Here is a 23,514-nt window from a genome sequence, read left to right on the forward strand (position 1 = left end):
GGACCGGGTCGCGGGGGCGGGTGAGGCGGCGCAGGGCGCGGGCACCGCGTACCTGATGCGGCGCCAGCGCCAGCGCCGCCAGCGCCAGGACGCCTCCCGCCGCATCGCCCAGCAGGCTGAGGCCATCCACGCCGAACTCGCCGACCACGCGGTCGCCACCCGCCACCACCCGGCCCAGGACCCGCGCCTGTCGGGGCGGGAGGGCACCCAGATCCTCAACACCGCCTACCTGCTGGACGATGAGCAGGTGGAGGGGTTCACTGCGGTCGCCCGCGCCATCGAGCAGCGGTTGACCGGCATCACGGTGGAGGTCACCGGGCCCTGGCCGCCCTACTCGTTCATCGACACCGCCGAGACGACCCGGGCGGACGCCTGATGCCGGTCGACCTGGACATCGGCGAGCCCGCCCCGGCCCAACGGGTGGCACTGGTGGACCTGCTGGACCGGCTGCTGGCCGGGGGTGTGGTCATCACCGGCGACCTGGTCATCTCGATCGCCGAGGTGGACCTGGTGCAGGTGTCGCTGCGCGCCCTGATCACCACGGTCCGCGCCGACCTCCAGCAGCCCTTCCAGCAGGCCCACGAGCAGTCCCAGCAGCAGGTCGTGCGGCACCCGGTGCGGCACGGCCCCCAGGAGGATCCACGGTGACCCACCATCCCCACCGCCCCACCGAACTGCCCGCTGAACGACCCGGCGGGCAGCCGAGCGGTCCGCCGGACGGGCAGCCGGACCAGCAGGCCGCCAAGCGGCCCGCCGCGTCACGGACGCCTGAACGACGGCCGGCGGGGGAGCGTCCGGTCACCGGGCAGGTCGCCGTCCGCGACGCCGACACCACCGAGGCGTTCACCGACACCCTCACCGGCCGCGGCCTGGCCGACGCGCTGGAGGACGCACTGGAGGAGGCGGTCAGCGCCGCCGAGCCGCTCCAGGCCCGCGCCGTCCGCGGCGTGCCCGCCTCCAGCGGAGTGATGCAGCGGCTGCGCTCCGACCCCGAAACGGTCGAACGCGACCTGGTGAAGCTGGTCCTGACCGTGGTCGAACTGATCCGCCAGCTCATGGAACGCCAGGCGCTGCGCCGTGTGGAGGACGGCAGCCTCACCCCCGAGCAGATCGAGAAGCTGGGGATCGCGCTGATGCGGCTGGAGGAGGCCATGGAACGCCTCAAAGACCACTTCGACCTCGACGACAGCGACCTCAACCTGGACCTGGGCCCCCTGGGACCGCTGCTGCCCGAAGACTGACCCCACCAGCCCCCGCCGCAACGCCACCCAGCTGGCAGCGCTTCAGCGCGATGAGGGCCGGGCATCCAGGCGGGCAAGAGACACAAAAGCTCGTAGGGACGCCGCGCGTCGATACGTTCCCATGCGTTCCCGCAACCGGGCGCACGGCGTCACGTGGGCAACCATGCCCCACCGCCTGCAAGCCGCGGCCGGTCACCAGCCACGTCATCCCATCCGGCGCGATCCCCTTGTGCCAGAGTTCGCCGCCTTGGACCGCCCCAGTCCCGACGGCCGTAGGCGCTGCCCGGCGCGTCCACGGCTGCGCCGACGCCGACACCTCAGACCCGGTGTTGTCCAGGGGGTGAAGACGATGGTGCCGGGGACAGTGAGCACGGCTTCGGCGAGGGCTCGGTGTTCACGGGGCCGGGGGCGAGGCAATCGACCTCGACCCCGGCAGCTTGGCGGCACGGCCCCGGACACCAGACGACAAAGCAACAAAACCGCATCACCGGAACTGATGAATTGCGGTGCGGGGCCATGGGTGCGGGGCTAACCGCCGGGCTTGGCAGGCACGCTCCTCATTCTCAAGCGCCGCTACCAGAGCAGGCCAAAGGACATCCACGCGCAGAGCAGCAGCACAAGCACCTCGGCGACCAGCGCGAGAGCCGTCTTGCAGATCACCGCGACCGCCCAGCTCACATGGACGGCCCGGTAGGGCCGGACCGGATCGTAGGTGACGAAGATGGTGGGTGCGCCCGGCCCGTCAAGGTACTGGCGGGGGACGCCAGCGGCGTCGTTGTAGTAGTACAGGTGGCCCGAACCACTGCGCCCGACTCGCTCGGCCTCCACGGTGACGCCGTGCCGGGCAAGGTACATCCGGAGGGCTGTCTTCTCCACAGTCATGGCACACGTTCCCAGGCCGACGCGCCGGTGCCGAGCGTGAGGTACACGCGGCGGCCGTTGAACCTCTGTATGGAGCCCATACAGCCGACCATGATGCAAGGGGATCCCGCCCCGCCCCGCGAGAGGTGCCGACTGCGTGACGATTCCCGTGGCAGCAGGCGCGCACACCCGCCAACGCGGCTGCGCCGTGACGCCCTGCGAGCCGACCGCACCGACGGACGACCTTGTCCGCAGACTGCCGCCACGACCAGCGTGAACACCCCCGGCAGACCGGAACACCAGCGCTTTGACCTGCGACTTCAAGGTGGCGGAGGTCCCCTGGAAGGGAGGGCCGGGAGGTGGGGCCGGGATTCACCGGCGCGGCGCCGGCCGGTCGCGTTGACAAGGGGGAGCGTCCGGCGGCGTCGCTGCTGGTCAGGAACGGTCGGCGCGGCGGATCGCCTCGGCGAGCTGCTCCTTGCTCATCTTGGAACGGCCCGGGATGTCCAGTTCCTGGGCCCGGCGGTACAGGTCCTGCTTGGCCATGCCGTTCAGGTCCCCACCGGTGTCCTTGCCGTCGGGTCCACCGGCCACCGCGTTCTTCTTGGCGGGGGTGCGGGTGGTCCCGGCCTGCTTGGCGGGAGGCTTGCGCACCGCCTGCGCGGCGGGCTTTTCGCTCTTCTCCGCCTTCTGGTCCTTGTTCGCCTTCTGGTCCTTCTGGGGCTCTTCCGTCTTCTTTCCGGCAACCGAGCCCGTGGTTTTCTCCGGCGTCTTTTGGGCTGCCTTTTCGGTGGAACGGCCGACCGACTCTGGAGCCGACTCAGCAGCCGCCTTGGGGGCCGGCTTGGTGGTGGGCTTGTTGGTGGTGTCCGTGGCGGGTGCTTCGGCGGATGTTTCGGCGGGAGCACCGGAAGAAGACTCGTCAGATTGTGCGGTGCGACGGCGCAGCCGGGTGGTGAGTTCGGCGGCACGGTCCCGCGTCTTCTCCCAGGCCGCGCGCGCCGTGCGGGGCACCGGCCGCAGGGCCGCAGGCAGGTTCCGCAGAACCGGCATATCAATCGCTCCCTTCCCAAAACCACTGACAGATGACGCGGCTTTACCCCTTGCAGGAACGTTTATGCCACCTCACGCGGCGCCCCGCCCGCAACACCGCCGGGCGCCGTCCTGCCTTTTTGGGTCCAGTGGGCCTCAGGCGGTGAGCAGTTCGGCCTCCCACAGGTCCCGGTAGGGACCGGGGCGGGCGCACAACTCGTCGTGGTGGCCGCGTTGCACGATCTGGCCGCCGTCCATCACCACCACCTCGTCGGCGTGCCGCAGCGCCGCCAGCCGGTGGGTGACCAGCAGCAGCGTTCCGCCGCCGGGCGCTGACAGCAGGTCGGTCACCACCTCGTCGGCGCAGGCGACGTCCAGGGCCTCCACGGGTTCGTCCAGCAGCAGCACCGGCGGATCGGACAGCAGGGCCCGCGCCAGCAGCAGCCGTTGCCGCTGCCCGCCCGACAGGCCCACCCCGCCCGCGCCGACCATGGTGTCCCAGCCCTCGGGCAGTGCCTGCACCACCTCGGTCAGCCGGGCCCGGCGCGCCGCGGTCGCCAGCTGGGCGTCGGTGGCGTCGGGGCGGGCCAGCAGCAGGTTGGCGCGCAGGGTTCCGGCGAACACGTGCGCGTCCTGGGTCAGGCCCCGCACCGCCGCCCGCAGGCCTGCGGGGGCGTAGGCGTCCAGGGGGTGGTCGGCCAGCCGTACCGTTCCCGAGGTGGGGGCCAGGTGGCCCGCCGCAGCCGCCAGCAGGGTGCTCTTGCCCGCGCCGCTGGCGCCCACGATCGCGACGCGGCGGCCGCGTTCGATGCGCAGGTCCACCCGCCGCAGCGCCGCGGTGCTGTCGGGGTGCACCACGCTCACGCCCAGCAGCTCGACCGCCAGCGGCCCCGGCGGCACCGGCCGCGGCCGTGCCGGGGACGGCGCCGGGGGAGCGGCGACCAGGTCGGTGACGCGCCGGTAGGAGGGCCACACCTCCCGCAGCCGTTGCGCGGCGGCCGCCACCGGCAGCACCGCCTCCACCGCCACCAACGCCGTCAGCGCCGCCACCGCCACCCGCACCTGGTCGCCCCCGGCGCCGATCGCCGCCCACGCGGCCGCCAGGGCGGTCATCCCCTGCACCACGACCCCGGCGGCGGTCACCGCGCCGGTCAGGCGCGCCATCGACCGTTCGGCCCGCTCCAGGTCGGCCGCCGCCGCGTCCGCCGCGGCCACGAACCGGCCGGTCGCCCCGAACATCGCCAGATCGGCCGCGCCCTCCACCACATCCAGGCCCCGCACCGCCAGCACCTGCCGCGCCGCCGCCGCCCGCGCGGCGGCACGACCACCGCGCGCCACCGCCACCAGCGGCAGCACCAGCCCCGCCGCCAGCACCCCGGCCGCCACCACCAGCGCCGCGCGGGGGGAGGCCCACGCCGTCACCGCCACCCCCGCCGCCGCGCACACCGCCGCCGCGACGGTCGGCAGCAGGCACCGCAACAGCAGGTCCTGGACCGCCTCCACATCGGCGACCAGCCGCGTCAACGCCTCCCCATCCCGCAACCGCCCGCCAGCACGCCCGCCGGTGCGTTCCCCGGCGCGTTCCCTGCCCGTTCCAGAGGAGGCAGGGGAGGCGGCCAGTGCGTCGAACACCCGCCCCCGCAGCTCCGCCAGCGCCCGCAACGCCACATCGTGCCCGGCCAGCCGCTCCACATACCGCAGCCCGCCCTTGCCCAGGGCGAACCCCCGCACCGCCACGATCGCCAACGACAGCGCCGCCATCGTCGGCTGCTGCGCCGCCCGCGCGATCAGCCAGGCCGCCGCCGCGACCAGCCCCAGCCCGCACACCTCGGCGGCCGTCCCCGCCACCGCCGCCAGCACCAGCCGCCCCGTGTACGGGCGCACCGCACCCCACATCCCGGTGCTCACGCCGCGACCCCCTCACCGCTGTGCACGCGCCCCTGACGCAGCCGCACCACCCGGTCGGCCACCCCCAGCAACGCCGGACGGTGCGCCACCAGCAGCGCCGTGCGCCCGGCCAGCAGCCGCCCGGCGGCCTCCACCAGCGCCCGTTCACTGCCCAGGTCCAGCCGCGCGGTCGGCTCGTCCCACAACATCACCGGCGCGTCCGTCAGCCACGCGCGCGCGACCGCCACCCGTTGCCGCTGCCCGGCCGACAGGCCCGCACCTCCCTCACCCAGCACCGTGTCGTACCCCTCGGGCAGCGCGGCGATGAACTCCTCGGCCACCGCCGCCCGCGCCGCGCGCCGCACCCGCCGCGGGTCGGCACCGGGCGCGCCCAGGGCGATGTTGTCGGCGACCGAGGCGGCGAACAGGTGCGGATGCTGGGGCACCCACCCCAGCCGCGCCCGCCACGCCGCCACCTGCTGGGCGTCGCCGGTGTCCAGCTCCACCCCGTCCACCAGCACCCGGCCCGCGCTCGGCGCGACCAGCCCCGCCACCACCAGCAGCAATGTCGACTTGCCCGCCCCCGACGGCCCGGCCACCGCCACCCGTTCACCGGGCGCGATCCGCAACGACACCCGGTGCAGCGCCGCCCGCTCCCGGCCCGGATAGCGCACCGTGACGTCCTCCACCACGATCTCCGGCGCCCGGTCGGCCACCCGCACCTGCCCGGTGGCCGGAACGGACGGTGGGACGAACAGTGGGACGGGCGATGGGGTGGGGGAGTCCAGGACCCCGAACGCCGCCCGCGCCGCCGCCACCCCCTCGGCGCTGGCATGGAACCGCATCCCCAGCGCCCGCAACGGCAGATACACCTCCGGCGTCAACACCAGCACCAGCAACCCCGTGGCCAGCGCCATCGACCCGTTCAACAGCCGCAGCCCCACCGGCACCGCCACCAGCGCCACCGACAACGCGCACACCAGCTCCAACACCAGCGACGACAGGAACGCCACCCGCAGCGCCGCCACCGTCGCCCGCCGATGCTCACCCGCCAGCCGCCGCACCACCTGCGACTGGTGCTCGGTGCGGCCGTAGGCGCGCAGCGTCCCCAGCCCCGCCACGACGTCACGGAAATGCCCGCCCAGCCGTTCCAGCAACCCCCACTGCCGTCCCGTCAACGCCGCCGTGCGCATCCCCACCAGCGCCCCGAACACCGGCACCAGCGGCACCGTCACCGCCACCACCAGCGCCGAGGGCCAGTCGGCGACCACCAGCCGCCCCCACACCACCACCGGCACCACCACCACGGTCACCAACTGCGGCACATACCCGGCCAGGTACGCATCCAGGGAGTCCAGGCCGCGCGTCAGCAACGTCACCCGCGCCCCACCCGACCGACCACCAGGCTGACCGCCGTCCTGCTCGCACAGCGGCCGCGCCACCAACGCCTCCCGCAACCCCCGCTTCACCAAGGCCGCCGCATCACCGGCCACCCGCGCCGCGACCCACCCCAGCACCGCGCGCCCGGCCACCGCCCCCGCCAGCCACGGCAACGGCCACACCACCAGCCCCGCCACCGCCCGCACCAGCAACTCGGCCTGCACCACCACCAGCACAGCCTGCGCCGCCGCCAGCCCGCCCAACACCACCAGCACCCGCCGCGGCACCGCCGCCAACAGCCGCCGCTCCACACCCCTCACCGCACACCCCTCACCGCCGCGCTCCCCGGCCCTGCCCGTCTCGCCCTGCCCTGCCCGACCCGGTCGGTCACAGATAGGAGGGGGAGTGCACCCGCCCCCGGAACGTCCACCACACCAACGCCTGCGCCCCCACCAACGCCGGCAACAGCACCACCGTCGTGCCCGCCGTCACCGTCAACGCCGACGCCGAGGCCCGCACCTGCTCCCACGGCACCCCCAGCCCCGCCAGCACCGCCACCGCCACCAGCACCGCGCCCGTCACCGCGTACCGGCCCGGCCACCGCCGCGCCCGCTCCAGCGGCGCCCCCGACAACCGCCACCGCGCGAACCCCGCCCCGTGCAGCGCGAACAGCGCCGCCAGCGGCAACCCCGCCACCGTCCCGGCGTTCATCCCCGACACCGGCTCACCGGCCGCCGCCACCAGCAGCGTCCCCAGCACCGACCCCCACGCCAACGCCAGCCCCCAGCTGCCGACCACGATCGCCCCGTCACAACCGGCACGCCAGGCCGCCGCCTCCACCCGGCCCCGCAGCCACAACCCCATGTCACGCACCACCCACGCCAGCACCAGACCCGACACCACCGGGAACAGCCCCTCCAGCAACCGGTGCTCCAACCCCGGAAACGCCCCGGCGACCACCCCGACCGCCGACACCAACCACACCTCGTTGCCCAGGAAGAACGGAGCGATCCCCGCGATCACCAACCGCCGCTCCCGCGCATCACGCCCCAGCACCGGCAGCAACATCCCCACCCCGATGTCGGCACCGGCCAGCACCAGGTACCCGGCGACGAACACCGCCAGGACCACCACCGCAACGATCTCCATCAATCCGCTCCCTCATCCGATCCGGGCCCCACGCCCACAACCCCGCCGCCCAAGCACCGGCGCCATCAGAACGTCGGCGTCAGCGCCGGCGCCGACTCAGCCGCCGAACCGGCCGGGGGAGCGGCCCCCAACTGCACCCCCTGCGGCCCCCGCCGCGCGAACCGCGCCAGCAACCAGCCGTTCACCACCGTCAGCACCGCCATCAGCACCGTGAACACCACGAACGACGCGGTGATCCACCCCGGATCCACCTTCGACAGCGCATCCTCGGCCTTCAGCACCCCGTACACCATCCACGGCTGCCGCCCCACCTCGCGGAACACCCAGCCCGCCAGCATCGCCACATACGGCAGCGGCACCGCCACCAGCAGCACCACATGAAAGACCCGGCCACGCACCAGCCACCGCCCAAACGGCAGCTTCACCAATCCCGCCACCGCAACCAGCGCCATCAGCCCCCAGGTCGCCATCATCACGACCTCACCCACCGTCGCCAGCCCCGGCGGCAGGTAGTCACCCGGCCCGAACCGCTCCACGAACCTGGCCTGCTCGGCCAACCCCTGCTCGGTCGCCCCACCCTTGGTCGGCTGCAGATAGGCGAACTGCATCCCCCCGAACACCACCACCGGGAAGACCGACACCACCACCGCCACCAGCCCGACCCGCACCGAACGCCGGAAGAACTCCACCTCCGCCGTCCGCCGCAGCAGATGGAACGCGCTCACCCCGGCCATGAAGAACCCGGCCGTCAGCAACCCCCCGAACAGCACATGCCCGAACGCCAGCACCGCCGTCGGATTGCCCAGCAACGCCCCCACATCCACCAGCCGCGCCGACCCGCCCTCCATCACATGACCGACCGGCCGCTGCAACCACCCGTTGGCCACCAGGATGAAGTACGCCGACGCGTACGCCGTCAACGTCACCACCCAGATCAACCCCAGGTGCACCCACCGGTTCAACCGGTCCCACCCGAAGATCCACAACCCCAGGAACGTCGACTCGATGAAGAACGCCGCGATCGTCTCCATCGCCAGCGGCGCCCCGAACACCTCACCCACCAGCGACGACATCCCGCCCCAGTTCAACCCGAACTGGAACTCCATCACCAGCCCCGTGACGATCCCCACCGCGTAGTTGACGACATACAACTGCCCCCAGAACCGCACCATCCGCGCCCGCACCACGGCCGCCCCGCCCCGCGCCAACGTCGCCCGCGTCTGCATCAACGCCACCAACGTCGCCAACCCCAACGTCAGCGCCACGAACAGGAAATGCGTCCCCGCCGTCAACGCGAACTGCACCCGCGCCAACATCAGCGGATCGAAGTCCATCGGCCACCCCACCACATCGGTCGATCACACAGATCGGTCAACGTCCCCGATCCTGACCCGCCACCCCCCACCAGCGAATCCAGCGCGAGCAGACACCCGCCCTACACCTTTCGCGCACCCCCCACCCCGCGCCTACATCCCGAGATGTACACCGCCCGAAGAAGCACCCCCCAAACACCCGACACAAGCCCTGCAGGAAGGGGAGAGGCAGCAGGCACCCCGAAGCCACGTTCAAGGAGCGTGCACAGCACGCAAGGCAGCGCGACCGACCGTTCCAGAGCCACCGCACAGGACAAGGGACCAACCGCACAACGTCTTCCACCGGGGGAGAGCGCGTCGAAACAGAGCCGGCGGCGACCTGCTCCTAGAACCCGCCACCGTAGAAGGCGATGCACCACACGTTCACCGGGCCATCCGCACGGCCTGGCCATTAGCGCGAGGGCTTGCCACCTCGTCGTCTTGTCGCGCCCCTCGCCTCGGACTCCCCACCACGATCCGATGGACGCTCCACGACTTTCGGTCGAGACCCGGCGGCGCTGCATCACAGAGATCCGTCGCTTCCTGCCCCCCGCACGGACCCGGCAGCCACTGCATCCCTGGGCTACGGAAGGAGGAGGTCGCCATGCCCGCCGGAGCCAGGGGCCCTGACACACCAGGCTCGAGGAGGAAGCCCATCCGTCATTAGCGGTCACGACCGGCAACGCCTGAGCCGGGCCCGCTGCCGTCCTGGACGCGCGGCCGCAGGTGCTACCGGTCACAGCGGACGTGACGTCGCTAGCGGACCCGGGCCGCCTGATGCGACGGGTCGAAGCCTGGCATAGCGCTCGGGACGCGGTCGCCGCTGAACTCGAGCCTTGCGCGCCGCGCATCCCGTCGCAGACAAGGACATGTCGGGCGGAACGGGGGATACCACCACAAGCCCGCGCGCGGCCAAGGCGGTGCCATCCTGCCGCTTGCGATCGGCGCATTCAGAAAGACGCGGGGGAGAAGGGTACGATCCTCGGCCGGCACAGACCCGGCCGGAGAGGCCGCCCAAGAGAGGCGAGGTGAACCCCGCGCCCGTCACCTCGGTTACAGAGAGTGAAATATCCGTTTATATCCGCAGGTGAGGAACCTGGTAGGGGAGAGGCGTCATGGAAGTGCCCTGGTGCGCCTCAGTTCGATGTCCTACGGCCCAACGACTTGCGCATCGCGTGGATCACGCCGAACTCAGCATCCCGCGCCCCGAGATCCACGTAACCCAGCCGCACATAGAACCACCGGGCCGTGACGCTCGCGTTCAGCTCCACCCATGCGTGGCCACCCGCCGCGACCTCGTGCTCCACGCGCTCCATGAGCAATCGTCCGACGCCGCGACCATGGACATCGGGATCCACGAACAACGAGCACACCTCGCTGCCTTCCAGCGAGACCGTGCCCACCACCCGCGCGCCTTCCGACCCCTCCAGCGACGCCACGAAGATCTGCCGTCGGGCGGCCGACTCCAGAAAGCGTTCAGCGGTGTTGTGCGTGCACAGGGCCTTGACGATCTCGGTCGGGTAGTCGCGGGCGTCCACCTCGAGCAGGCAACGCCGAGCGATCCCGGCCACGGCGGGGGCGTCGTCGGGGTGGAAGGGGCGGATCTGGAGGTCGCTCACGCCGCCCATGATGTCCGATATGCCGTTGCAGGCCCACTGGGGCCTCTCAGGGCCCCCGAAGACTTCTACTTAACATAATGTACATTATCAACCATCAAGAAGATCACCAGAAGGAGGGGTGAAACGGACATCCCTCCGGCATCACCGACGTGCTAATGCCCACAACCACGCCCGCGCGCTCGAGCCGCCTCGGCGCGCGACCGACACCAGCCCGGCCGTCGGCTCAGCGACGCAACGGCTCCAACGCCCGCATGTACTCGACCAGACGCACACCGACCTCCAGTGCCGCATCGGTGTCGTCCAACTCCGGATCAAGCCACAGCTCCGAGATCCGCCGCCACGAACCCCGCCCCAGAAACGCCCCGACGATCGCGTCCTCACCGAGCTCGCCCCGCCACGCCGCCTCCCGCGCACGCAGCCGCTCCACCACCGCCTCGTTGTCGGCCTCGGCCCGGTGCTCGGCGTGGAACCCGATCTCCAACGCCGATGAGCGCGCCTCGGTGACGATGTCGGCGCTGATGAGCTGCGCCTCGTAGTGTTCACGCGGCGGCTCGGGGTCGCCGAACCATGCCTTGACGCCTGCCCGGTGGATGCGTAGGTGCAGGTTCCCCAGGTCGCGTGGGGCCGATCCCCTGACGACCTCGCCGACCTGATCGAACAGCTCCCAGTCCGCCATCTCGCTTGCGCCTCCGTCTGCCTCGGTGGGGTGATCTTAGGCGGGATGTCGGACAGTGGATCTTTCGACGACCTCGAATTGGGACGAAAGGTACTAAACCAGACAGAAGGTGGATTCTGTCTGGTTTGGCGGTCGACGGTCGACGACCAGTTCCAGGGACCTGAACGCGCTGATCAGCGACCGGGCGCTGTAGGAGCAGCCCGACCCGACCGCAGTATCGGTCCCGCCGACCTGGCCCAGGCTTCCGGACTGGGCCGAACTGGATGCCGCACGGCGGTCTGGGTTCAGCGACAGGTCCGGCACGCGAAGTTGCAGCAGCAGCTGGAGGCGTTGGTGGTCGGCCCGCAGGGCTCACCTTTGCCACCCTGGCCCTCTCCCCCGGGCCGAGGGCCCCGAGGCTCATTCCGTCCCATACGTAGTGGGCGGTGGCACCGACGCCGAGTCGTTCCATCGCATCGGCATCAAGAGCTTCCCATTCGCGCCGCTGCTCCTCACGCCCGACCTGGACTACTTCGGCATGTTTCACGGGGTGGGCGAACGGGTCCCGGTCGAGGGCCTGGGCTTCGGCACCCAGATCCTCGACCGGTTCCTTAACATTGCTGGCCTACCACACCTCCACGTCGGCGCCGGTGGCGGCCAGCCGAAGGGTACTCAGTGCGACCCAGGGCCGGTCGAGTGAGGAGATGCCGCCGTCGTCAGGCTGGGGCAGGAGCGGAAGCAGGTCGAGGGCCGCCGAGAGGTGGCCGGCTCCGGCGGCTTGGCGGATCAGCGTGGCTGTCTCTGCCTGCCGCTTGGCGCGCGGAAGCTTCAGCAGCTTGGCATGGGCTTCGGTGAGGACGGTGAGGTCGCTTTCCGAGGGTTCGGTGGGGCGGCCTTCGGCGTTCCGCCGGGCCTCGGGTAGCCGCTCCTTGACGTACCAGTTGTGCCGCTCACCCCATTCGGCGAACAGCTCCGGCTCGCCGCAGCCGACGAACACTTCGGATGCTTCTGGCTCGTCGAACCAACCGGCGCGGAGCAGTTCGCGCGCGAAGCCGGTGTGGCCGCCCCGCAGCAGGAAGGACAGCCAGGGAGCGCTCATCCGGCTGTGTTTGGGCGGCCCACCTGTGGCCGTCAGCAGCGTATGGGCCTCCCCCTCGCGGCCGACCGTGGTGAGCGCCCGCGCGACGTGTAGGCGTTCCTCGGTCGAGTCTCCGACCGTGTCCAGCGCGTGCCCGAACCACCGGTCGGCGTCCGTGTGGTCGCCCACGGCCGCACAGAAGCCGCCCATCGCCGCGCTGAGCGCCGGTGACGGCCGCCACGGGGTGGGGTCGTGCGCCGCGACGAGGGCCCGCGCGTCGTCGGCCTGTCCGGCGACCGCGAGGATCATCGCGGCGTAGGCGGCGGCGCGGGGCGCCCGCGTGTCGGGAAGCGACCGGATCAGCGCTTGCGCCGCCGCGGCCTCGCCTCGTCGCGCTCTCATGACCGCCGCCTCCTGGAGCGCATCCGGCAACCAGGTCGTCCATCGCTTCGGCGAGAGGTTGGCGACCGCCGCGTTGAACGCCTCGAACAGGTCGTCCATGGAGGCGGTGTTGGGTGGCGGCCACGCCGCCGGCGGTTCTGGCGCGGTCAGGGTGCGTCCGTGGAAGGCCCAGAGCCTGCCCGAGGTATGCGCCTCCAGGTGCTCCAGTGCGGTGGGGACGTCCGGCACGGTGCGGGGCATGCCCCAGCGCAACGGCCAGGCGAAGCGCCGGTCGACCGTCCACGCGAGCACCGCGTCCAGCTCGTCCTCCCGGCCGGAGGGTGCGATCACCGTGCCCTCCTCGAAGGCCACCGCCCAGGTCTCGCCGTCGAGCGCGAAGGTGGGGTCGGGCGCCGGGCGCATGCGCTTCCACAGGTTCTTGCCGTCGAGTTCGAGCGGCCGGGCCGCGGGTGGCTCTCGGAGCGCGGACAGGTCGCCGATCGTTTCGCCCGTCGCGGCGCGCACGAACCGCAGGGTCGTCTCACCGGCCACGATGACCACGTCGTCTGCTCCCCACAGCACGCCACGCGTGCCCGCCGGGACATCGAGGGTGCGCATCTGCTCGGGGTGCCCGCCCAGTGACCAGATCTCGATCCGGCCATCGGTGGTAAGGCAGGCGGCACGTGTCCCGTCCGGTGCCCACGCCCAGGGCCTCAGGTCCGCGGTGTCCTCCCACCGGGTGGACGGCAAGGTGACGTCGAGGTCGTAGTGGTGCGTTCCGGAGGCGTCGATGATGGCGACGACGGGCCTGGCACGGCCGTCTTCGTCCTCGGGGACCACGACCGCCAGCCGGTCGGTTCCCCAGGAAAGAAAGGCCGCCTCTGGGTACGCGGGGTGTTCGGCCAGCGGCCGGCCGGTCAGCGCGTCGGCGATGACCAGGCCGCTCGCCGAGTGCACGGCGACGAGCCGCTCGTCGGTGCTCCACTCCGGCGGTGCCGCGAAGCGGTCGCCCGTCGGCAGGAGCCAGGACACGCCCCCGGCGGCGACATCGATCGACAACGCCCAGTGGTCCCGTAGATGGCCGTAGATGCGTTCACCGTCGCGTGACCAGAAGACGCGTTCGAAGAAGAGCTCCTCGGCGTCGAGCCGCGCCCGGTCCCCCGCCGAGAGCCGCTTGGTCAGGCCCATCCCCCGCTGGTCGAGTCCATGCCGCCGCGAGCCGCTCAGCAGACCCATGACGAGCCCGTGGATGTCGTGGTCGGTGCGCCGGACGTGGAACGCGCGGGTGCCGTCGGGATGGAGGGCGAAGCCCGACGGCCTGCTGTTGCCGTGGGCGGGCATGACGGCGAGCGGCTCGTGTCTGCCGTCGAAGGGGTCCCAGGCGCCGACCATGTCGGTGTTGTGGCAGACCGCGATCCGGGACGCGTCGGCCGACCACTGGATCGTCCGGCCGTATGCGGGCCACCCGACTCCGCCCTCGACGCGGTCGATCACGTTGACGCACCGGCCGGTGGCCACCTCCCAGATCTGCAGGGCGCCCCCGTCTTCGTAGTGGTCGCCGCACCAGCTGCCGACCGCGAGATAGCGTCCGTCCGGGCTGAGCGCGTGCGCGGTCATTTCGACCCGGTGCACGTCGGGATGGCGCAACAGCGCGCCGCCCGTCCTGAGCCGTTCTGTCGCGAAGCGGTGCGCCTCGGTCACGCCGTGCGCTTGCTCCAGCCCGGTCAATGCCGCGCGAAGCGGTGGCAGATCACGGGCAGGGACGAAGGCGGCCCAGTCCGCCGCCCGCAGCGCCGCGAGGAAGGACTCGGGGTCCTCCCCTGCCGCCGCGAACGGGGCGGCTCCCCTGGCGGGCTCGCCGGGTGCCTCGGCGGCGAGCTCCCCGCCAGCCAGCACCGCCGCCAGATCGTCCTCGTCGTACACGGGAACGCCGCGCGCCGCCGCGGCCGCGACCTTGGTGCCCGCGTCACGTCCGGCGAAGACCAGGTCGGTTTTGGCGGACACCGAGCCGGTGACCCGTGCGCCCATGGCCTCCAGTTCGCGCTTGGCCGCCGAACGCGAGAGCCCGCCGAACTTCCCGGTCAGTACGATCGTCTTTCCGATGATCTCCATGAGCCGTGCAGACTAGGGAAGATCACCGACACTTCGCCGGGATCGCCGCCCTCGCCCAGGCGCTGGGGACCGGAACGGGACCGCTGACCGGCGCGACGATCGTCCCTGGAGTGGCGGTGGACCGGCTGATGTGGGGTCACCCCGCCAGGGACACGATCGAGGTCACAGGCGAAGGTGCCCCAGTGAGCTGGGAGGCTGTATGGGGGCGGGTTGCCGACCAGCTGAAGGCGCGGACAGGTGGGCCAGCAAGGCGGGGCGGTTGAGCTGGAGCGGACGGTGAACGCGGCCGGTGCGGTCGGATCGGGCGTTCAGCAGGTGCTGGCCTCCGAAACCCTGGCCGGTCGGCGGCCGGAGGACGGCGAGGCTCCGGCGTCCCGTCAGTCCCAGTAGTTGAATAGCGCTTCGCCCAGTGTGGCGGGCTTCCAGTAGGTGATGTCGTTCGACAGGACATGGGGCCAGGACGCGGCGTCGAAGGGGCCGTTCAGTTCCGAGGGGGTGAGCACCCTCAACCCCGGCTCCTCGACCAGGGCGGCCGCAAGCGCAGGAACTTCGACGAAGGTCAGTGGACCCGATTCCGCGCCGTCGGCGGCGAAGTCGATGATCCGAGGCTCCGCGACGGCCAGTACCGCCAAGTCGCGGGCGCAGACGACCGCGACCGTGCGATCGCGGTAGGCGATGAGCCCCTGATGGAAGTTCGGTGCCACCCCCTTGGCCAGGCGGAACTCGACCACCTTGCCACCGGTGCGACGGGCGGCTGTGTAACAGGCACGCCGGAACTCGCGGACGCTCATCATCGGGTGACGATATCCGCTCGCCGCAGTGCTGCCGCTGCCACGAGGCGGCAGCCCGACCAGAGCGGGGAACTTTCATGGTGCGTCCAAATGGCCGCGAATGGGCAGCCGTCTGTGGCCGCGGCAACTGGCCGTCTACGGGGAACTCCTGCTGGCCATGGTCAGCCGTCCTGACCATCTATCAGTAGCTTGTCTGCCAGGCGGGGAGCAGGATGTCCGCCTCAGCGCCGTGCTCTTGGGGATTCTGCTGGCCTGATGGCGGGCCTGGCTAAAGCTGGTCACCGAGGCCTTCTGGGGGCGTACGCGCGGCGATGGTGGACGCGATGAGGTGGACGCAGTGGAGCGGGCTGGTCGGTCAACGGGAGGATGCGGGCTCCTCCCCTGGAAGAAGGGCCTTTCCACCTGCTGAATGATGCCTGAAGTCACCTGCAAGTCACAGACTGTCATGACTTGTAGGGCTCGGGCGCACGACGGCCTGGGACGGCCTCGAGCGGCCGGTCGCTTCCATCAAGGCCGGTTCCGTCTCGAATGCTGATCGCGTCGACCGCGCCCGCGTATCCCCCGCCGTCCGGGGCTCGGTCGGTGGCCGAGGAGAGGCTTGGCGAAGTCATGGTGTCCATGGCGAATCACAGTGTCGATCCTGGAGCCGAGTTCGACAGGGTCTTCTGTCTGTTGCTGCCCCGCCTGTATCGCCGGGCGGTGTTGCTGGCCGGTAGGGATGCGGCCGAGGACGTCGTCCATGAGGCCTATCTGAAGCTGCGCCGCCGGGCGCGGCGGCTGGTCGCCCATCCGGCGCCCTATGCCTACTGCTTCGCCGCGATGGTCAGCGTGGTGCGAGACCGGTGGCGGCGCGACCGACGTCAGGTGCCGGTGCCGTTGCTCGTCGAACGGGCCCAGGAGGGTGACACCCTGCGCGACCGCGAAGCCGAGCTGGAGGTCGTGCGTCTGCTGTCGGGGCTGACGGTCAAGCAGGCCGCCGCGGTGCTGCTGGTGGACCTGGACGGGTACACCCTCGACGAGGCGGCCGTTGTGCTTCGCGTTCATCGCGGTACGGTCGCACGGTCGAGGGAGCGGGCGCTTTCCCGTCTGCGAGAGGCATTGGCGGCCGAACGAACGTGAGGAACGCGCATGGGCGAGGACGGCGGCGAGGAGCGGTGGCTGCGTGAGGCGCTGCGCCGCGCGGACTCTGCCATCCCCCTGCCGGACGGTCTGCGGGAACGGGTCACCCGCCCGGCCCCGTGGCCGCCCGCTCGTTCCGCCATGGCCAAGCCCGCCGTGTTCTGGTGGGTGGCCTGGGGTGGGTTGGCGCTGGCCGGGGTGGCGGTCGGGGTCGCCGTACGTCGCCACCGCACCGATGTGACCCAGGTCACGTCGAGGAGAGTCATACGCGGCGCCCCCTGAACTCGTGTGCGGGGTGTCGGTGCTCACGGGGGCATCCGACACCGACACCACCCACAGGAGTTCACATGAACACCAGCACGATCAAGATTCTCGGGGTCGCGACCCTGAGCGCCGGGGCGCTGCTCGTCATCGGCGGGATCGGCGCCGCCTCCGCGGTGGCGCCCGCCGACCGGGCCGCGGCCGCCACTCCCAACCCCTCGGCCACGCCAGCGGGCGGGACCGTGGTCCTCCAGGGCGACCAGTCCCTGCCCGGGAAGAAGTCGCTGGCCTCCCAGGGCCAGGCCAAGCGCCTGGCCCTCAAGGGCTATATCGCCGACAGCATCTGGCACAACAACGTGGCGTGGGGTGCCAACGTCCGGGTCACCTCAGGCAGCTACGGCGCCTACACCACCTGCAGCAACGGCAGAACCCACCGCGGGCCCAGGCAGGGACCCGGTTACTGGATCTTCGGCGGTGACTGCCGCGGGATCGGGACCCTGGTCGACTTCGGCGTCTACGGAAGCGGCTGAGCGGCATGATTCCAGCGGTCCCCGTCCATGCGGCGGGGACCGCTCCGCGCGCACGCCGCCGCATCCACCTTGAAGACCCGCAACGCTGCTGTCTGCCTGGTTCGGCCTGCGCTAACGGGTCCTTCACCGGGGAGCAGATCCTGACGGCGGGCCCGGCGCAGGTGCCCGGTCACGGTGGAACGGCTGACGCTCGGCCGCGCGGCGATCTGGTCTTGGGTCGAGCAGGGTTCGGCCCGGGCCAAGGCGAGCACGCGGTCGCGGGTGTCGGGGTAAGCAGCGTGTGCGGGTGACTGGGCTTCACCGGCCTTGACCAGGTGGTGGTCGATCACCGACGGCCAGACGCCCAAGGTAGGTGGCGATCTGGCGGACCGACCGGCCGCCGCGTCGGCGGGCGACCACCTGGCCGGTGCCGATCCCCTTGAGCGCCCGGGCCTGGCCAACCGGAATGCCGTTGAGGCGGCGCGGCGTGCAGTGGCCGGTCCCGGTGCCGCGGCTGCGCGTCGTCCAGGTCTGGTCCCCGGCCGCTGGGTCACCGACACCGTCCTGGTCGGGGTGGGCGGTGGGAAGCGTTCGCGCTGGGTTCCGTCCGGTGTGGTTCAGGTGCGCTCAAGTGTGCCTTGCGCGGCCGCGTTCGGTTCGCTGCTCCCCTGGCGATCGGTCGTGGCCGCTCGAATCTGTCGCCGGTGATGGGTAACGTCCGGCGCGTGCGTCCCACTGATGTCCAGCGTCTGACCGTGACCGAGGCTGCCGACCGCTATGTCGAGATCGTGCGTGCCAAGACCGCGACCGGGGCCCTCTCCCCCGGTACGGCGGAGGTGTATGTGCGTGATGTGTTGACGTTCGCGGAGCTGGCGGGGGGTGAGCGGGTCTTGGATGACCTGACGGGTGAGGACGTGGACGAGGTGTTGTTGAAGTTCGCGCACAAGCCCGATGGGCGGCGCGGTCGCGGTGGCGCGGGTGGCGCTGGTGGGGTGGCGGGTGGTGAGGCGGGGGCTGCCGCTCCCCGGCAGAGTTCCTGGTCGCAGGCGCGGTTTCGGCGGTCGGTGTCGGCGTTTTTCCGGCATGCGGCGGTGGCGGGGTGGGTGCAGTTGAACCCGATGCGTGCGGCGACGTTGCAGCCTCGGCAGCGGGGTGGGCTGCGGGCGGAACGGCGGGCGTTGACGACCGAGCAGGCCGAGGGGTTGTTGGGGGCGGCGCGGCAGATGGTGGTGGCACCGGCTGAGGAGCGCAAGCGGTCGGACCAGCGGACCGAGCTGCGTGACGGGTTGATCGTGTTGCTGTTGGCGGCGGTGGGGCCGCGGGTGTCGGAGTTGACGCGGTCGAATGTGGAGGACTTCTTCGTCAACGCCGGGACGCGGTACTGGCGGATCTTCGGTAAGGGTGGGCGGACGCGGGATGTGCCTCTACCCCGTCCGGTGGCTGAGATGTTGGACGCCTATCTGGAGCAGGGACGGCCGTTGCTGGACCGGGGGCGTGAGCCGAAGGCGTTGCTGTTGTCGTGGCGGGGGCGGCGGCTGGCGCGGCAGGACGTGCAGGCGGTGATCGATCGGGTGTTGGCGCGGGTGGAGCCGGAGCGGCGGCGCAGTGTGACGCCGCATGGGTTGCGGCATACGACGGCGACGCACCTGCTGGCGGCGGCGACGGACATGGACGCGGTGCGGCGGGTGCTGGGGCATTCGGATCTGTCGACGTTGGGACGGTATCGGGATGAGCTGCCGGGTGAGTTGGAGGCGGCGATGCGGGTGCATCCGCTGCTGGGTGCGGTGGCGCGGGAGGCCGAGCGAGGCAGTGAGCGGGACGGCGAGCGGGACGGCGAGCGGGACGGCGAGCGGGACGGCGAGCGGGAGGCGGGCGGGTAGTCGGCTGGCCCTCTCCCCTCCCCCGGGGCCTTAGATCCAGCCGAGGGTGGAGGGCTGGGGGTAGCCGCCGTGGTGCAGGCCCCAGGCGATCAGGATCAGCAGGGCGGGGGCGAACGCGGTCAGCCACAGGCGGCCCAGGTGGGCGCGGGTGCTCCAGCCGTGGGCGGTGAGGGCGGCGGCGACGGCCAGGCCGAGGGGGGCGGTGCCGCCTTCCAGGGTGTTGGTGGCCCAGGTGAGTCCGCTGGCCAGGGCCAGGGCGTGGCCGAGGACGTGGTGGGCGGTCCCGTGTGGGGGTGGCTGGCGGGTGAGGGCGGTGGCGAGGGTGGCCAGCAGCAGGGCCGCGCCAGTGTACCAGAGGTAGTGGCCAGCGGGTTCGTCCCACAGGTGGGCGGTGGGTCCGGGGGCGGTGTTGTGGATGGAGTTGGCGGCCAGGTGGATGCCGTGGCCTTCGGTGTAGGTGAGGGCGGCGATCAGGTAGAGGGCCCAGACGCGGCGGGTGGGGCGGGTGGCGTGGAGGGCCAGGGCGGCGGGCAGCAGGACGGCGTAGGGGGTGAGCAGGTCGATCCAGTCGGCCCAGCGGGTGGGGCCGATGGTGCCGAGTGCGGCGGTGGTGACGCCGGTGTGGTGGGTGATGGCGTAGGCGGTGGCGGTGAGGGCGAGCCAGCGCAGGTGGCCGGTGGATGGCGCGGTGGGTGGCGGGGTGGTCGGGGGCATCGGGTGCCTCTCGGGTGGGGTTGCCTTGGCGTGGTGGGGTGCGGGTCTCCCCCGCCGGTGCGCTGGTCGGGTCGGTGGGATTCGGGTCGGTGGAATGGGGCCCAAGGCGGCTGGGGGCGGCGGCGCTTGTGTGGTTATACCGGGTGGGCTGGACCTTGAACGGGTGGTGGCCGCCAAGGGCCGCACTGGTGGGTTCGTTCTGGTGCGTTCGTTCTAGGGGTGTGGCGTGTGCGCCGGTTGCCGGAAAGGCGCGCCGGGCAGGTGTGCGTGCGGGTGTTCAGCGGCGGTTGAAGACGCGGGCCGCACCGGCGGCGATGGTGGTGGCCAGGACCCAGCCCGCCGCGACGAACGCATAGGACAGCCACTGGAGGGCTCCGGCGGGGTTGAAGGCGCGTTCCTGCCCGAGGTTGATGAGCGGGATCATCAGGTCGAGTGTGTAGATGACGGGGTTGAAGTGGGGTGCCTCGTCGGCCTTGAGGGGCGCGGGTGGGCGCAGGCCGTAGACGAGGCTGCCGATGGTCAGCAGGACCGTCAGCCACAGGAAGGCGCGCCAGGGTTGGTAGCCGTACCCGGTGGTGGTGTCCTGCAGTTTGCCCCACAGGCGGATGAGGGGGGTCTCGCCGTCGAGCCGGTGGCGTTCCTTGGCGTGCAGAACGTGGCGGGCGTCGGCGTGCAGGCCGAGGGCGGTGTAGTTGGCGGCGAGTTGCTCATAGGGCTGTGACTCAAAGCCGCGGTGGTCGCCGTTGAGCCAGGTGAGGCGTTGTTTGGCGGACAGGCGGGGTTCCAGTGCCTGGTAGGTGAGGCCGTTGGCGTCCAGGAGGGGTCGGCCAGTGCCGGGGGTCGTCGCGGAGTACGCCGATGCGGGCGTGGGCCAGCACGACCGCGCCGTCGATGGGCGCGGCGGGCAGCAGTGACAGTTGGGCGGCTGTCAGCCCGTAGGCGTGGAGCGCGGTGCCCTGGGGGGCGGACAGGCGCAGCCCGGTGAGGTCCAGGTGCTGCCCGACGCGGGTGCCGTGGAGGTGGAGTTGTCCTTCGGCGAGCAGGTCGTGGGCGATGAGGTCGGCGCCGATCTCGGTACCGGGGGCGTGGAGCGCGGTGCCGCGGGGGTTGCGGAGTTCGGCCTCTGGGAGCAGCAGCCGGGTGTTGATGCGGGTGGCGCGGAGCATGACCTCGCCGTGTGCGCGGAGTCGGCGCAGGGAGACCAGGCCGAGTTCGGCGTGGTCGATGGCCAGGGAGCGGGGGCCGTCGGGGTTGTGGAGGTGGGCGTGGTCCAGGTCGAGCTGTCCCCCGACCCGGGTGTTGCGCATGCTGACCTCGCCCGCGGTGACGTGCAGGTTCAGGCCGCTGATGCTGGTGCAGGCCGCCGAGTCCAGGTCCAGGGCCTTGCCGGTGGGGTGGTGGAGGCGGGCGTTGTCGAAGGTGAGGTTGCCGCTGATCTGGGCGCCGATCAGGCGGACACCGCCGTCGGCGTGGAAGCCGTGCCAGCAGAAGACGCCGCCGCCGACGGTCATGCCGCCGGCGTTGAGGGTGTCGTGGCCGGGAGCGCTGAGGCGGGCGTTGTCGAAGGAGACGCCGCTGCCGATCTGGGCGTTGCGGAGCAGGACGACGCCGGTGATGTGGGTGTTGGCGGCGCGCAGGTGCCCGCCGATCGTGGCGGCGTCACCTTGCAGGGCGGCCGGCTGGCCGGGGTTGCTGAGGTGCGCGCCGGTCAGGACGAGGTCACCGGTGATGTGGCCGCCGCGCACGCCGAACTCGCCGTTGACCGTGATCCCGGCGGCGTTCAGGGTGCCTTGCAGGTCGATGGTGTGCGCGCGCACCCGGCCGGCCGTGGTGTCGGCCAGCCGGACCTCGCTTTCCAGCCGGGCGTGGTCGAGGCGCAGGTCGCGGTCGATGGTCGAACCTTGCAGGGACAGCAGTCCGGTGGCCCGCAGCCGCGGGGCCTTGAACGCCGGCAGGCGACTGTCGGTGATGCGCAGGGTGCGCACGGTGGCCTCGGCGAGGCTGACGGGATGTTCGAAGACGCAGTCGCCGCAGTCCAGCATGGTGTCGAAGGCGGTTCCGTCCAGGTCGAGCCGTCCGGTGATGCGGGCTCCGCGCAGCCGGACGCCCGGGTAGCGGCCGGGGGTGGGCTCGGCCGCGCCCAGCAGCAGCAGGGCGATAACCTGGGCGCGGATGGCCGCACCGTCGGGGAACGTGACGATCTGGCCGCTGGGGTAGGCGTCCCACAGGCGGCGTTCGGCGTCGGTCAGTTCGTGTCGTTCCATCCATGATCAGACGCGGCGCGGTCCCGGAGGGTTCGGGGGGATCGTGAAGGGCTGCGGCGCCGGGCCGGGTGATATCTGGAGGCGTGTCCGTTCCGCGGGGTGCCAGGATTGGATCATGTCTGAACGGGTGGAGCTGTGCGGGAGAGAATCCGAGGCCGGCGCGATCGCGGCGCTGCTGGCCGGGGCCCGGCGCGGGGACAGCGCCGTGATGGTGCTGCGCGGGGAGCCCGGTATCGGCAAGACGGCGTTGCTGGACCACGCCGAGGCGATGGCCGGTGGCCTGCGGCTGCTGCGGGGCACGGGGGTGGAGTTCGAGGCGGAGCTGCCGTTTTCGGGGCTGCAGCTGTTGCTGCGCCCGGCGCTGGGATGCCTTGCGGCTCTGCCGGCCGCGCAGCGGGGGGCGCTGGAGACGGCGTTCGGGCTCGGCGCCGGGACCGGTGCGGGGGCCGATCCGATGCTGGTGGGGCTGGCGGTGCTGTCCCTGCTGACCGAGTACGCCGGCCGGGAGGGGCTGCTGTGCCTGGTCGATGACGCCCAATGGCTGGACCGGGCCTCGCGGGACGCGCTGCTGTTCGCCGCCCGGCGGTTGCGGGCCGAGGGCGTGGTGATGCTGCTGGCCGCGCGTGACGGTGAAGGCTCCCTCCCCGCGCTCGGCCTGGCCGAGCTGCCTCTTGCGGGACTGCGCCCGGAGGCGGCCGCGGCCCTGCTGGACCGCCATCCGCTGCCGCCGGCGTTGCGGTTTCGCCTGCTGGCCGAGGCGCAGGGCAACCCGCTGGCGCTGCTGGAGCTGCCGGTGGCGTTGGGCGCCGAACAGCCCGGGGCGTTCGCTCCCGGGGCGCTGCCCCTGACCAGCCGGCTGCAGCTGGCCTTCCACGGCCAGGTCGGCCGGATGCCCGAGGCGACGCAGACGCTGCTGCTGGTCGCCGCCGCCGACGAGACCGGCGAGCTCACCGCGATCCTGCGGGCCGCCGAGACGCTGGGGGCCGGCGTTGCGGACCTGCTGCCCGCCGAACGCGCGGGCCTGATCGTGCGCGGCGGCGCCGAGGACACCCTGCGGTTCCGCCACCCGCTGATCCGCGCCGCGGTCTACCAGCGCGCGCCGCTGGGCCACCGGCTGGCCGTGCACCGCGCGCTCGCCGCGGTCCTGGACGCCCCCGAGCACGCCGACCGCCGGGCCTGGCACCTGGCCGCCGCGGCCACCGGCCCCGACCGGCAGGCCGCCGCCGCGC

Annotated in this window: 21 protein-coding genes; 8 read left to right on the forward strand and 13 right to left on the reverse strand. The window is 72.0% G+C overall.

Going from position 1 to position 23,514, the window contains the following annotated elements; translation table 11 throughout:
- The 3 genes from AKI01S_RS40485 to AKI01S_RS53955 all read left to right on the forward strand — a co-directional run.
- Positions 1 to 376: GvpL/GvpF family gas vesicle protein (locus AKI01S_RS40485; RefSeq protein ID WP_174567461.1), on the forward strand; the 376-nt coding region annotated here is incomplete at its 5' end.
- Entirely contained in the window at positions 376 to 648 is a 273-nt protein-coding gene (locus AKI01S_RS40490) for a gas vesicle protein (protein WP_067830828.1), read from the forward strand. The genes AKI01S_RS40485 and AKI01S_RS40490, both read left to right, overlap by 1 nt.
- Complete coding sequence (locus tag AKI01S_RS53955) at positions 645 to 1,241, forward strand: gas vesicle protein K (RefSeq protein WP_245681986.1); 597 nt, start codon at positions 645 to 647, stop codon at positions 1,239 to 1,241. The genes AKI01S_RS40490 and AKI01S_RS53955 overlap by 4 nt, the downstream gene beginning before the upstream one ends.
- Before the next feature lie 573 nt (positions 1,242 to 1,814).
- Here the strand turns inward: AKI01S_RS53955 and AKI01S_RS40500 are convergent.
- The 10 genes from AKI01S_RS40500 to AKI01S_RS40545 form a co-directional block, all read right to left on the reverse strand.
- Positions 1,815 to 2,123, reverse strand: a complete 309-nt coding sequence (locus AKI01S_RS40500) for a hypothetical protein (RefSeq protein WP_067830829.1) — start codon at positions 2,121 to 2,123, stop codon at positions 1,815 to 1,817.
- A gap of 414 nt (positions 2,124 to 2,537) precedes the next feature.
- Positions 2,538 to 3,155: a Rho termination factor N-terminal domain-containing protein gene (locus AKI01S_RS51310; protein ID WP_157420510.1), complete on the reverse strand. Its 618-nt coding sequence runs from the start codon at positions 3,153 to 3,155 to the stop codon at positions 2,538 to 2,540.
- Between the two features lie 135 nt (positions 3,156 to 3,290).
- Positions 3,291 to 5,042 (reverse strand): thiol reductant ABC exporter subunit CydC, encoded by a 1,752-nt coding sequence (gene cydC / locus AKI01S_RS40510; protein ID WP_245681987.1) that lies wholly within the window; start codon positions 5,040 to 5,042, stop codon positions 3,291 to 3,293.
- Complete coding sequence (cydD, locus tag AKI01S_RS40515) at positions 5,039 to 6,721, reverse strand: thiol reductant ABC exporter subunit CydD (protein ID WP_067830835.1); 1,683 nt, start codon at positions 6,719 to 6,721, stop codon at positions 5,039 to 5,041. The genes cydC and cydD overlap by 4 nt, the downstream gene beginning before the upstream one ends.
- A gap of 67 nt (positions 6,722 to 6,788) precedes the next feature.
- Positions 6,789 to 7,550, reverse strand: coding sequence for a cytochrome d ubiquinol oxidase subunit II (locus tag AKI01S_RS40520; RefSeq protein ID WP_067830838.1), 762 nt, complete (start codon positions 7,548 to 7,550; stop codon positions 6,789 to 6,791).
- Between the two features lie 65 nt (positions 7,551 to 7,615).
- On the reverse strand, positions 7,616 to 8,884 hold the full coding sequence (locus AKI01S_RS40525) for a cytochrome ubiquinol oxidase subunit I (RefSeq protein WP_067830871.1): 1,269 nt from the start codon (positions 8,882 to 8,884) through the stop codon (positions 7,616 to 7,618).
- A 1,154-nt stretch (positions 8,885 to 10,038) separates the two neighbouring features.
- Positions 10,039 to 10,521: a GNAT family N-acetyltransferase gene (locus AKI01S_RS40530; RefSeq protein ID WP_067830872.1), complete on the reverse strand. Its 483-nt coding sequence runs from the start codon at positions 10,519 to 10,521 to the stop codon at positions 10,039 to 10,041.
- A gap of 223 nt (positions 10,522 to 10,744) precedes the next feature.
- Positions 10,745 to 11,197, reverse strand: coding sequence for a hypothetical protein (locus AKI01S_RS40535; RefSeq protein ID WP_067830841.1), 453 nt, complete (start codon positions 11,195 to 11,197; stop codon positions 10,745 to 10,747).
- 604 nt (positions 11,198 to 11,801) lie between these two features.
- A complete protein-coding gene (locus AKI01S_RS53030) occupies positions 11,802 to 14,747 on the reverse strand; it encodes a WD40 repeat domain-containing protein (protein ID WP_067830846.1) in 2,946 nt (981 codons plus the stop codon).
- A 377-nt stretch (positions 14,748 to 15,124) separates the two neighbouring features.
- Positions 15,125 to 15,541, reverse strand: coding sequence for a hypothetical protein (locus tag AKI01S_RS40545; RefSeq protein ID WP_067830849.1), 417 nt, complete (start codon positions 15,539 to 15,541; stop codon positions 15,125 to 15,127).
- A 525-nt stretch (positions 15,542 to 16,066) separates the two neighbouring features.
- Here AKI01S_RS40545 and AKI01S_RS40550 point away from each other — a divergent pair.
- From AKI01S_RS40550 to AKI01S_RS40565, 4 genes are all read left to right on the forward strand, one after another.
- A complete protein-coding gene (locus AKI01S_RS40550; protein ID WP_218010012.1) occupies positions 16,067 to 16,657 on the forward strand; it encodes an RNA polymerase sigma factor in 591 nt (196 codons plus the stop codon).
- 9 nt (positions 16,658 to 16,666) lie between these two features.
- Entirely contained in the window at positions 16,667 to 16,939 is a 273-nt protein-coding gene (locus AKI01S_RS40555) for a hypothetical protein (RefSeq protein ID WP_067830852.1), read from the forward strand.
- Between the two features lie 65 nt (positions 16,940 to 17,004).
- Positions 17,005 to 17,448, forward strand: a complete 444-nt coding sequence (locus AKI01S_RS40560) for a hypothetical protein (protein ID WP_067830855.1) — start codon at positions 17,005 to 17,007, stop codon at positions 17,446 to 17,448.
- A 734-nt stretch (positions 17,449 to 18,182) separates the two neighbouring features.
- Positions 18,183 to 19,307: a tyrosine-type recombinase/integrase gene (locus tag AKI01S_RS40565; protein WP_245681988.1), complete on the forward strand. Its 1,125-nt coding sequence runs from the start codon at positions 18,183 to 18,185 to the stop codon at positions 19,305 to 19,307.
- A 30-nt stretch (positions 19,308 to 19,337) separates the two neighbouring features.
- Here the strand turns inward: AKI01S_RS40565 and AKI01S_RS40570 are convergent, their stop codons facing one another.
- From AKI01S_RS40570 to AKI01S_RS40580, 3 genes are all read right to left on the reverse strand, one after another.
- Complete coding sequence (locus tag AKI01S_RS40570; RefSeq protein ID WP_067830857.1) at positions 19,338 to 20,021, reverse strand: hypothetical protein; 684 nt, start codon at positions 20,019 to 20,021, stop codon at positions 19,338 to 19,340.
- A 277-nt stretch (positions 20,022 to 20,298) separates the two neighbouring features.
- Positions 20,299 to 20,445: a hypothetical protein gene (locus AKI01S_RS51315; protein ID WP_157420511.1), complete on the reverse strand. Its 147-nt coding sequence runs from the start codon at positions 20,443 to 20,445 to the stop codon at positions 20,299 to 20,301.
- A 298-nt stretch (positions 20,446 to 20,743) separates the two neighbouring features.
- Entirely contained in the window at positions 20,744 to 22,285 is a 1,542-nt protein-coding gene (locus AKI01S_RS40580; protein WP_067830862.1) for a hypothetical protein, read from the reverse strand.
- Between the two features lie 115 nt (positions 22,286 to 22,400).
- Here AKI01S_RS40580 and AKI01S_RS40585 point away from each other — a divergent pair.
- Positions 22,401 to 23,514, forward strand: a 1,114-nt coding sequence (locus AKI01S_RS40585; RefSeq protein WP_157420512.1) for an AAA family ATPase, incomplete at its 3' end; no start/stop codon positions are given.

The sequence above is a fragment of the Actinomadura kijaniata NBRC 14229 genome, assembly GCF_001552175.1.
In the GTDB taxonomy this organism is placed as follows: domain Bacteria; phylum Actinomycetota; class Actinomycetes; order Streptosporangiales; family Streptosporangiaceae; genus Spirillospora; species Spirillospora kijaniata.